At 37.4% G+C, this 12,049-nt stretch carries 8 protein-coding genes; 7 read left to right on the forward strand and 1 reads right to left on the reverse strand.

What is annotated here, in order from left to right; genetic code table 11:
* The first annotated feature begins 412 nt into the window (after window positions 1-412).
* The 5 genes from ACYVFA_RS07995 (at window position 413) to ACYVFA_RS08015 (ending at window position 9,788) form a co-directional block, all read left to right on the forward strand.
* Complete coding sequence (locus tag ACYVFA_RS07995; protein WP_460471290.1) at window positions 413-3,343, forward strand: FAD-binding and (Fe-S)-binding domain-containing protein; 2,931 nt, start codon at window positions 413-415, stop codon at window positions 3,341-3,343.
* A gap of 205 nt (window positions 3,344-3,548) precedes the next feature.
* Entirely contained in the window at window positions 3,549-4,640 is a 1,092-nt protein-coding gene (locus ACYVFA_RS08000; protein WP_460471291.1) for an alpha/beta hydrolase, read from the forward strand.
* 113 nt (window positions 4,641-4,753) lie between these two features.
* Complete coding sequence (locus tag ACYVFA_RS08005) at window positions 4,754-6,232, forward strand: leucyl aminopeptidase family protein (protein WP_460471292.1); 1,479 nt, start codon at window positions 4,754-4,756, stop codon at window positions 6,230-6,232.
* A gap of 90 nt (window positions 6,233-6,322) precedes the next feature.
* Entirely contained in the window at window positions 6,323-7,831 is a 1,509-nt protein-coding gene (locus ACYVFA_RS08010) for a serine hydrolase (protein ID WP_460471293.1), read from the forward strand.
* A 178-nt stretch (window positions 7,832-8,009) separates the two neighbouring features.
* On the forward strand, window positions 8,010-9,788 hold the full coding sequence (locus ACYVFA_RS08015; protein WP_460471294.1) for a tetratricopeptide repeat-containing sensor histidine kinase: 1,779 nt from the start codon (window positions 8,010-8,012) through the stop codon (window positions 9,786-9,788).
* A gap of 61 nt (window positions 9,789-9,849) precedes the next feature.
* Here the strand turns inward: ACYVFA_RS08015 and ACYVFA_RS08020 are convergent, their stop codons facing one another.
* Window positions 9,850-10,491, reverse strand: coding sequence for a response regulator (locus tag ACYVFA_RS08020; protein ID WP_460471295.1), 642 nt, complete (start codon window positions 10,489-10,491; stop codon window positions 9,850-9,852).
* A gap of 273 nt (window positions 10,492-10,764) precedes the next feature.
* On the opposite strand from ACYVFA_RS08020, the gene ACYVFA_RS08025 reads away from it, so the two are divergent.
* The gene (locus ACYVFA_RS08025; RefSeq protein ID WP_460471296.1) at window positions 10,765-11,346 is read left to right on the forward strand and encodes a hypothetical protein; all 582 of its coding nucleotides are present in this window, start codon (window positions 10,765-10,767) and stop codon (window positions 11,344-11,346) included.
* Between the two features lie 302 nt (window positions 11,347-11,648).
* A complete protein-coding gene (locus tag ACYVFA_RS08030; RefSeq protein WP_460471297.1) occupies window positions 11,649-12,035 on the forward strand; it encodes a BlaI/MecI/CopY family transcriptional regulator in 387 nt (128 codons plus the stop codon).
* The last annotated feature ends 14 nt before the right edge of the window (window positions 12,036-12,049 follow it).

The following is a 12,049-nucleotide window of genomic DNA, read 5'->3' on the forward strand; positions in this document are numbered from 1 at the left end:
TCAGGAGAATCCTTCAGATTAAAAAAATGCTAATCCCTAATAAATTAATTATCTGTTACTTTTCAGCGTTTTAATCCTTTTGCAATCGTTTTCACCCTATGCTATTCTAACTTGAGGAATATTAGAAAAGTACTATAAACCTTCCGCTATTCTTCTGCAATGATGTTTGTAAAAAACAAATCTAAAATAGATTGGAAATGTAAATATTATCTTAGTAAAAAACTGATATTGAAGTATTTGAAAAATAAATTTTATAATAGTATCCTTAACCTTTTTAGGTATACGGATGCATATTTTAATGTGTTTGAATGAATAATTCTTTTGTACTTTTTGAATAAATTAGCGCCTTATTGACTAATTTTGAATTCTGATAAAAACGAGTAAAGATATACCAATTTAGAATCAACAGAGAATGCTTGAAGAACAACTGAACCAGCTTGCCCAGAACTTAGAAGGTGAACTTCATTATGACAAAGTGATGCGGACATTGTATGCTACTGATGCATCAGCTTACCGCGAAATGCCGCTGGCGGTAGCAATTCCAAAAAATGAATCCGATTTAAAAAAACTGATATCCTTTGCTAAAGAAAACAAGACTTCTTTGATTCCACGTACGGCCGGAACATCTTTGGCTGGTCAAGTGGTAGGTAGTGGTATTGTGGTAGATGTGTCGAGAACTTTTACTAAAATCTTAGAGCTAAATAAAGAAGAAAGCTGGGTAAGGGTACAGCCGGGAGTAGTGCGTGATGAACTGAATATATTTCTGAAAGAGCATGGTTTATTCTTTGGGCCTGAAACCTCAACTGCCAATCGTGCCATGATAGGCGGGATGGTAGGTAATAATTCTTGTGGTTCAAACTCGGTAGTCTATGGCTCAACCCGCGATCACCTGATGGAAGTCAAGGGTTATTTAAGTGATGGTAGTTATGTGGAATTTAAAGACTTAAGCCTATCTGAATTTCAGGAGAAAAGTATGTCTACTGATAATAGCCTGGAAACAAAGGTTTATCAACATATCAGTAGAGTACTAAGCGATAAAGCTAATCAGACCGAAATCAGAAAAGAGTTTCCTAAGAGAACCATTGAGCGCCGGAATACAGGGTATGCCATTGATGAATTATTAGAAACAGAGGTGTTTGACACTGACTCTAAAGAAACATTCAATTTTTGTAAACTAATAGCTGGTTCTGAAGGAACATTGATATTTCTGACCGAAATCAAAATCCATGTTAATCCACTTCCGCCAAGATTCACGGGCTTGGTTTGTGTGCATTTCAATTCGGTTGATGAATCACTAAGAGCCAACCTGATTGCTTTGAAATATAAACCATCAGCAGTTGAGCTGATAGATCATTATATATTAGAATGTACTAAAGAAAATAAAGAACAAAGCCAGAACCGTTTCTTTGTACAAGGTGACCCGGGAGCTATTCTGGTAGTAGAACTGGCCAATGATTCAATAGAGGAAATTCAGCGACTAGCGGTGGAAATGGAAGCAGAGATGCGTGCCAATGGCTTGGGTTATCATTTTCCGGTTTTGTTTGGAGATGATACCAAAAAAATATGGACTTTGAGAAAAGCAGGACTAGGCTTATTGTCTAACCTTCCGGGTGATGAAAAGGCGGTTGCTGTAATTGAAGATACCGCTGTTGATGTAAATGACTTACCGAACTTTATCATTGATTTCAATAAGGTATTAGCTGAAAACGGCATGTCAGCAGTGCATTATGCTCATGCGGGTTCAGGAGAAATACACTTGCGCCCGATTATCAACCTGAAAACTGAAGAAGGGCACAAGCAATTCAGATTAATTGCTGAGGAGATTTCAACTTTGGTTAAAAAATATAAAGGCTCATTATCAGGTGAGCATGGTGATGGTCGTTTGAGAGGCGAGTTTATCCGCCAGCAGATTGGCGAGAAAAACTATGCCTTGATTAAAGAATTAAAACAGGTATGGGATCCACAGAATATCTTTAATCCGAATAAGATTGTTGATACACCTCCGATGGATAAATTTCTGCGTTATGAAGCAGGTCAACAAACGCCAGAATTCAAAACAGTCTTTAAATTCCATAATCAGGATATTCTGCAACACGCTGAGCAATGTAATGGCTCAGGCGATTGTCGGAAAACAGAACTTAGTGGTGGAACCATGTGCCCAAGCTATATGGCTACCCGCAACGAAAAAGATACGACCCGCGCCAGAGCCAATATGCTGAGAGAAGTGCTAACCAAATCAGAAAAATTGAACCGGTTTGATAGTAAAGAAGTAAAAGAGGTAATGGATTTATGTTTGGTCTGTAAAGGATGTAAATCAGAATGCCCATCAAACGTAGACGTAGCCAAGTTGAAGATGGAGTTTTTGCAGCATTATAATGAAGAACACGGTGTGCCTGTGCGCTCATGGTTGGTAGGCAATTATTCTAAAATGAGTACGCTGGCTTCCTATGTACCCTGGGCTTATAATCTGATTTTTGATAACGAGCCATTGCGCAAAATTGCTAATCGAGTGGTCGGTTTCCACCCTGAACGTACCATGCCGCTTCTGCAAAAAGATACCTTGAAAAAATGGTATGATAAAAACATTGCCAAAACAATTGATAAAAACGCCGAAAAGAAAGTCTATTTATTTTGTGATGAGTTTACCAATTTTAACGATGTAGAAATCGGTAAAAAGACAATCTTTTTACTACAAAAGCTGGGTTATCAGGTTATCATACCAGACCACGTAGACGCAGGCAGAGCCTATCTGTCAAAAGGGATGTTGAAAGATGCGCAGAAACTGGCGAATAAAAATGTAAGTCTGTTAAAAGACATTATCAATGAAAATACACCATTGATTGGTGTAGAACCCTCAGCTATTTTGACTTTCAGAGATGAATATCCTGATTTAGTGAATGATGAATTAATTTCTCATGCTAAAACGCTGGCAAAAAATGCCTTGATGGTTGATGAATTTATTGCCCGAGAAATTGATAAGGGAAATATCAGGAAAAGCAGTTTTACGGAGGAAAAAAGGTTGATTAAACTGCATGGACACTGTCAGCAAAAAGCAGTTGCCTCATTGACACCAACTAAAAAAATATTGTCGTTTCCGGCAAACTATGAAGTGCATCTCATTCCATCAGGTTGCTGTGGAATGGCAGGCTCTTTTGGCTATGAGCAGGAACACTTTGATATTTCGATGAAAATCGGTGAATTAGTGCTTTTCCCAACTGTCAGAAAACAGCCCGAAGAAGTAATTATTGCCGCACCGGGTACCAGTTGCCGTCACCAGATACACGATGGTACCGGTAGAACAGCCCTGCATCCTGTAGAAATTTTGTGGGAAGCATTGGCATAATTTTTTAATATTAAAATTGTATTATTTTTTGAAAATTGTCTTAGTGATAGGATTATCCAAAGAAAATGCATTTTAAATAACCACACAAGTATTTGATTTTCAGCCTATTGCTATATTAAATTTGATATTTTTTTTGAACTCAAATTTATAAAAGAAAGTTTTCTTACGTAAGTTTGATGGTTATTTAGCATTCAAAGAGTAAAAAATGAGTAATCGTACACTATTAAGTTTAGAATTAGCAACCCCCGAAGATGATGACAGACCTGTTTACCTAGCAGGAAATTTTTGTGATTGGTATCCTGATTTGACAGAGTTTGAAATGGAAAAGGTTGGTAAAGGAAAATATAAGTTTAATTTTTCGCCAGATGAAAGTCTTCCTGAAAAAATAGAATATAAGTATACACGCGGTGGCTGGGATTTTGTGGAACTGGATTCTTATGGAAATGCCCCGGCCAATCGTGTCATTACTAAAAAGCAAGGCAGTATCAAAGATTATGTACCTTTCTGGCGCGAAGATGGTTCAACAGCATCTATCGCTACATTGATGCCAAAAGTGGACGTAGTATCTGAGAGTTTCAGTATTCCTCAATTGGGTAAGACCCGAGCCATTCATATCTTATTACCGCATGATTATGAGCAGAATACCGATAAAAGCTATCCGGTACTCTATATGCAGGATGCGCAGAATCTTTATGGAGAAGGCTCAAGTTATGGCAATTGGGAAGTTGATAAACGTTTGTCTTTATTAGCCAAACAAGATAAAGCTGATGTAATTGTAGTGGCCATTGACCACGGAGATAAAGATCGTTTCAAGGAATATTCACCTTACACAGTTGAGAAAAAAGGGAAAGGAATGGGTATGAAATATGCCAATTTTATTGTGCGTACCTTGAAACCTTATATTGATAAAAATTATAGAACCAAACCTGAAGCTCAATTTACAGGTATTGGTGGTAGTTCAATGGGAGGATTGATTAGCTTATATGCTGGCCTGATGTATCCTGAGACTATTGGTCGCGTGATGGTTTTTTCTCCATCATTATGGGTGTCTAACAAAATATATTTTGACATTGTGGAATTTTTTAGCCCGATTAATACCAAAATCTATTTGTATGGTGGCGGAAAAGAAGGTGCAACGATGATTCCGAGTGTGAAAAAAATCAAAGATACTATAGACAGCCAAAGGTGGAGTACAGATAAAGTAGATGTAAAACTCTCACTTGATTCAAGAGGCGACCATACCGAAAAACGTTGGGGACAAGAGTTCTCTAAAGCTCTGGAATGGCTGTTTTATTAAGGTTTTAAATGAATTTGTATATAACCACGATTCACATTGAATGAAAATTTGGTGTGAATCGTGGTATATTTGTTTAATCAACATACCAATTACTAACAAATCACAGAAACACAATGAAAATCAATATATCTTCTCAACTAACTTCTCCGCAAGCAATCGTTTATCCTTTAATTGATAATGATAAACTAGCAGAAAATCTTTCAAAAATTGCTCGTCAGGCAGGATTAAATGCAGAAGCACTCCAACAGGATTTTAAGGCGGGTTTAAAAGAAATAGTCACACTTTATCCAGCCAAAAAAGGACCTGAAAGAATATACCTGATAGGTTTCGGTAAAGCACCTAAGCAGATCGATTTCATTAAAGTTTTTCGCTCATTTTTTTATCAAAATAAGAAAAAGCTACCACTTTCAATAGCTATTGACCTGAAAACAAGCAAGCTGGAAAGTAGTATTGAGTATGTGGTGAATGGTACTTGTCTGGCTGAATATGAGATAGGTGTATTTAAAACAGAAAAAAAAGAAAGAGCAGACTTCTTTGCTGCCGAATCAATACTGACTATCTACGCATCTGAAAAAGGGTTAGATGAATCTCAGGCATTAGCTCAAATCGGCGAAGAAACTGCCAAGACCCAAATCAGAATCATGACCTTGGTTGATGCGCCTGCCAATAAAAAATACCCGGAGAAAATGGCAGAATATGCCCTGAAATCTGGTGGAATGTATGGTTTTGATGTGAAGGTATTTGATGAAAAAGAATGTGAGGGCCTAGGTTTGGGAGCCCTATTGGCAGTCGGAAAAGGAAGTACTGAAAACCCTCCAAGATTTATTGTATTGGAATATAACCTGTCTGCTCTAAGCGATAAACCTTTGAAGAAAATAGGTTTAGTAGGTAAAGGCGTAACCTTTGATACGGGCGGGGTTTCTATCAAAGGTGCCGGGAGTATGAGCTATATGAAGTCTGATATGGGAGGAGCTGGCGCTGTATTGGGTACAATAGAATTGGCGGCTAAACTAAAACTACCAGTACATCTGATAGGGGTGATTCCGGTGACAGAAAACTGTGTGGATGGCAATGCCTTGAAGCCAAGCGATGTCATTCATACCTATTCAGGAAAAACCATCGAAGTAATAGATACCGATGCTGAAGGTCGTATCATTTTAGCTGATGGTTTATCTTATATCAAGAAAAACTATGAGCCGGAAGTCATTATTGATTTAGCTACCTTAACAGGGAACTGTATTGCCGCTTTAGGCTATAATGCCGCAGGTCTATTATCTAACAATGATGAACTAGCCAGTCAACTATATAAAACGGGATTAATGAGTGGAGAAAAACTCTGGCGCTTACCTCTATGGGATGATTATAAAGACATGATGAAATCGGATATTGCCGATGTAAAAAACCTATCTTCTCTACCTATAGCCGGAGCCATTACTGCTGCTAAGTTTTTAGAACTTTTCATTGACGGCCATAATAACTGGGCACATTTGGATATTGCCGGAATGGCCTTCGGAGATTCAGAATATGGCTCTATGAAATCTGGTACTGCCTATGGTGTTAGATTATTGACTACTTGGTTAAGAGGGTTATAGTTTATCTCTTTTATTGGTTAATTTCTTAACCAAATTGCAATATTTTTCATCAGATTTTCTTATTTTTGGTCATAACCTAAACTAAATCTGATGAAAAATATTTATTTGCTTCTTCTCCTATTTATCCTCTCTCCGGCGCTTGCGCAAAAGAAAAAGACCATTGCTCCTGTTGATACGCTAAAAGAGCTAGATGGATTTGTGAATAAAATGTTGGCTGAATGGGCTGTTCCGGGTACAGCTTTATGTATTGTCAAAGATGGCAAGCTTCTCTATGCCAAGGGCTATGGTGTAAAAGACATGAAGACCAAAGCCCCTGTTACGGCTAATACTCTATTTGGCATTGCTTCCTGTTCCAAATCATTTACTGCGGCTTGTTTGGCTATTCTGGCAGATGAGGGCAAATTAGATTGGAGCAAGCCCGTAAAAGAATATATGCCTGACTTTCAGTTATATGATGAATACGCTACACGCACCCTTACTGCCCGTGATTTGGTTTCTCATCGTTCGGGTCTTCCCCGCCATGATTATCTATGGGTAGCGGCGCCTTTGAGCAGAAAAGAAATGTTTGATAGATTGAGGTATTTGCCTCTCAATAAGCCTGTATATGCCCAATACCAATACAATAACCTGATGTATATGGCAGCAGGTGTATTGATTGAGCGCTTGTCAGGCAAAACATGGGAGGAGTTTATGCGGGAGAAAATTCTTGATCCAATTGGTATGAAAACCACTGTATTGACTTATCCTGAAATGTTAAAAAATACAGATTATTCACTTTCTTATGACGATGAAAAGCATCTGGAAAAAGAAGCTGGTTTTGATAGTAATGTGGATGGGATTGGCCCTGCCGGAGCCGTGAAAGCGAATGTAACAGAAATGTCGAACTGGCTATTATTACAATTGAACAAAGGGAAAGTAGGGGATAAAGTAATTGTATCAGAGAAGAACCTGAATGAAAACCATACCCCTCTAGCAGTAGTACAACCTGCTGAAGCAAAATATCCTGAATTAGGGTTTGGAACTTATGGCATGGGATGGACAATTAACACTTATCGAGGACATTTACGTCGTCAACATGGTGGGTCTATTGAAGGGTATCGCTCACAAATGACGGTTTTTCCGAATGATAATCTGGCAGTATTTATTACTACTAATACTGGTGTAGTAGGATATAATTTTGTAAGTACTATTACCAATTATATTGCTGATACCTATCTGGAAAAGAATGTAATAGATTGGAATACCCGATTGAGAAAAGATTTTCTAGAAGCCAAAGAGAAAACTGCTAAAGCAAAAGTTGATAATGAAAACCAACGTCAGAAAGATACTAAACCAACACACACATTAACTAATTATGCAGGTACTTATGAACACCCTGCCTATGGTACATTAACTATTAACGTAAACGACGATTCACTGAAAGCAGATTTTCATACTGAGAAAATCTCTTTACGCCACTACCATTATGATATTTTTGAAGCCTTGGGCGATTGGGAAAATATCAAGTTTAAATTCCTCATGAATGCTAAAGGAGATATAGATAGAGTATCGGTAGAAATGCCTGCTGCTGCAATGGACATTGAGTTGAAAAAGAAATGATATAAATATTGATAATAATTTACTCAAAGACGTATCAAATAGACTGATGCGTCTTTTATATTTTATTCAAGGAAAGCCTTTAGTGAGCCTACAGGTTTTCCTGTATTTTGCGATAGTTTATTGCAAATCACTCTTATAATCCACTATTTTTACTTATACCTCCTGCTCTTCATCGCCCATGAACAAACTATGGTATTGGCTGTTTTTCATTAGTATATCTTTTAAAGGGATGGCGCAAAATCATCCGCTTGACTCATTGATTAATCAGATTCATGGCTTAAATGAAAAAAAAATATCTCTTCGCCGTGATACCTTAATTATAGGTAAACTGAGTTTATTGACAGAACGAATGATTAATCTGGCTGATAAACGGGCAGATGGTTTATTGGATTCTTTAAAACGTTTCACACAAAAGACAAACTGGCTCAAAGGCAAAGGATTGTATCATAGAGCATTAGGTAAAAAACAAGATAGAAACGGCAATTATACAGAAGCATTGAGGCTCTATTCAAAAGCCAGTGAGATATTGATAAAAGCAGGCGGAGACCCTTTTGATTTATGTTATACTTATATATTGACGGGTTTTGTGCTGAATAATAATGGTAGGGTAGATAAGTGCCTGGAGTATATGGAAAAAGCCCTGCCATTGGCAAAAATGACCTATAACACAAACAACCTGTGCTGGATTATGGATTACTATGGCGATTATAATTACTATGATAATTTTGGTGTAAAAAGCTATCAAAAGGCATTAAGTTATTACCTGGAAGTAGAAAAACTATTACCCCATGCGACCAGCGCTAATCTGAAAGCTGATAACCCGCATTGTATCGCTAATTGCTATACCCAACTAGGCAACGAGCATCTGGCAGCATATTATCGGGATAAGGCTTTGAAATATGCTCAGGAAACCAATAATCGGGTGGTAATATTTGCAATTTACTCTGATCTGGCAGAAATATATGAAAAGAAAAAACAATTTGCCAAGGCTGTTGAATACCGGAAACTTAGCCTTGAATATGCCAGAAAATCGGCTTGGATTGAAATGATTTCCAGAGCAGAAAATCAAATTTCCAGAACCTACGAAATGGCCGAAGATAGTGGTAATGCCCTGAAATACCTGAAAGATTATAAAACCCATGAAGATAGTTTGGGCAGAATAGTAGTGAATCAGAAATATGCCGAACTGGAAGCCAGCTATAATTTTGAAAAACAACAAACACGTATTAAAACTCTTGAATATGAAACGCTCAAACAAGCGGATGATAAAAAAAGCCTGATAGGAATGGGTCTGATATTTAGCCTTATTGTGGGTGTTATTCTGATTGCGTATGTGTTCTGGAACAATAATCAACTCAAACAAATCAATGCGGAGTTGGTACAAAAAAACGAGGAGATACAAGGTGCTTTATTGAAAGGGCAAACCATCGAACTGAAACGGGTCGCTAGCGAATTGCATGATAATATATCGGCAAAAATAGCCAGTTTACGCTGGCGCCTGGAGGCCATCAATCCAAGTTTTCAGACTGAAAAAGAGAGTAAAATTTTTAATTCAACCGTAGAGGCACTCTCAGAAGTGTATACGGATGTTCGTTTACTATCACATAATTTATTACCCGCCGAGCTTGAATTGCATGGGCTTGCTAAAGCCCTGGAAATTATAGTAAGAGAAATTAACTCGCTGGGTAAGACCAGTTTTTCGCTCAGTATTTCTACACACGATGAACGTTTTGCCAATAAAATCGAATATGAATTATTCAGTGTGATACTCGAACTCTCGAATAATATCCTGCGCCATGCACAAGCCCCTGAAGCCATTATTGCCTTAACACAGATCAACGGTAAATTACGATTAGTGATTAAAGATAATGGTGTTGGGATGTCAGAAAAAGCCTCAAAACAGGGCATGGGATTGGCAAATATTAAAACCCGTGTGGCTTCTTTACATGGAGATTGAATTTACGAGTGTGCCGGAGAAAGGAACAGAAGTAGTGGTTGAAGTACCAATTGTGTAGACACTAAACCAATTTATTATTGATGGCATACATCACAATGCCAATCGAATTTTTAACTCCTAATTTTTTCAATATATTGTGTCGATGAGTTTCTACTGTTGCATGACTAATAAAGAGCTTATTCGCAATCTGATTAGTAGATAATTCTTTGACTATCAACCGGATAATTTCTAATTCTCTTTCTGTTAACAAACCTGTTTGATTTGACTCCTGTTCCAGATTAACTATTTTCTTATCCCGGTTCAATAATTCAAAAACAACCGATTCACTAAAATATTTTTCTCCAGAGGCAATTGTATTCAGCGCTTTTTGTAATTCAGCTTTGCCAGCTTTTTTCATTACGTAGCCAGATACACCTGCCTCAAACGCTTCTTTGATAGTTTCTGCATCTTCTGAGACTGTGAGCAATAAGATCTTTATATGTGTGTAGCGTTGTTTAATTTGCTTAGTCATGGCAATGCCATTGAGCTCTCCCATATTATAATCAGATAGAATGGCGTCCACATCACTGTTTTCTTCTAAGGCTTGTAATACTTCACCACCATTGCTATACGTGCCTATCACTTCATGCTCAGGCATGGTCGAAATCAGCATTTCAAGGCTATCCAGAATAAATTTATGATCGTCTGCAATCAATATACGCATACTACATGGGTTTGAGACAGATTATTTCAGACATCAGCAAACAAATATCTATATTTTCAGTTACAAAGAAAGAAGATATTGCTGTAATTGTTGGGTATATATGACTTATTAGATGAATAATAAGTCTATTCACTCAAAACTCTTCAAATTCACTACCTCACCAATACTTTTATAGATTTAAGCTGATTTTATCAGAAATATAGCTGTTGAGATACTTTAAGATAATTACTTTCAGTTAAATTATTGAAATCCATCAATTATTATCAAATAGCTATGAAAAAAACATTAACTCTGTTGTGTGTCTCAGGTCTTCTTTTCACAATGATGTGCTGCTCAAAAGATAGTGCTGAACCCGCCGACGATCTGAATACAGGCTCCGTATCACTTACTGTTGAAGGCGTAACTTATAATTTTGAAGTAGACTATAAAGCCACCGGACAACAAAATGCTAACGCCGTTTTTGCAACAAATTCCACAGGGAATACTACCACATTAACTGCCTCAAACACTAAAGATGGCACTGCATTGGCCATTAGAGTAGATAGCAAAGCTATTCAAACAATCGGTGATTATCCGATTAACCCAGGTAATGAAACCGGGGTGGTTACTTTCTCTACCAAAACAACCAACTACAAACAATCCTATCAGGATGGTTGTGATAATAAATTACTGTATACCAATGTGACCTTAGGTGTTTCTAAAATGAGTAAGAATAATCTAACAGTTCAAGGAACCATTAACGGGAGACTGGTAAGGGCCGACGGAGAGCTGGATTGTACCAATCTGAAAGTTATCAAATGGAAACAAGTAGATGTTGTAGGGACTTTCCGTCTGCATTGGGAAATTATCCCATAACCATGTATTTATTCAGTATTGTGGTGCGAGCTTCCAGCTCGCTTTAGTATAATATCATAAAGTAGGTAAAGATTTTCTAAATCGTTACATTCTTATAAAAACTTTACCAAAAGTAACCTTCTCTAAACTTTATGGACAAAGCTCTTTCTGTTAAAAAATCTTAATTTCTCCTTGTCTACGAAAATTTTCGTAATAAAATTTGGAAGTCTCAATTCTTTTCTGGTACATTTGTTACGAAGTTCTTCGTAGATGTTCTCTGTCAGGTCAAACTGATACCATTATTCAGTAAAAATTTAAAAATTATGGAAAAGCAAATAAATATCAAGCCCACCGAGTCTGAATTAGAAATCTTACAGATTTTGTGGGCTTTAGGTAAAGCCACAGTTCGACAGGTAAATGACCAGCTCTCTAAAACCAGAGAAGTAGGCTACACGACAACACTCAAGCTCATGCAGATTATGTTTGAGAAACAATTGGTAAGTCGTACAGACGAGGGCCGCTATCATGTCTATGAAGCGGCAGTAGGTGAAGAACCCACCCAACATATGCTTCTGGACAAATTTATTGGTTCAACTTTCCGGGGCTCAGCCACCAGAATGGTGATGCAGGCGCTGGGTAATCAGCAAGTGAGTAAAGAAGAGTTAGAAGAAATTAAGAAATTGATTGATTCTATCGAAAAAGGCCAATAACCTATTTAAACTAA

The organism is Emticicia fontis, assembly GCF_054779675.1.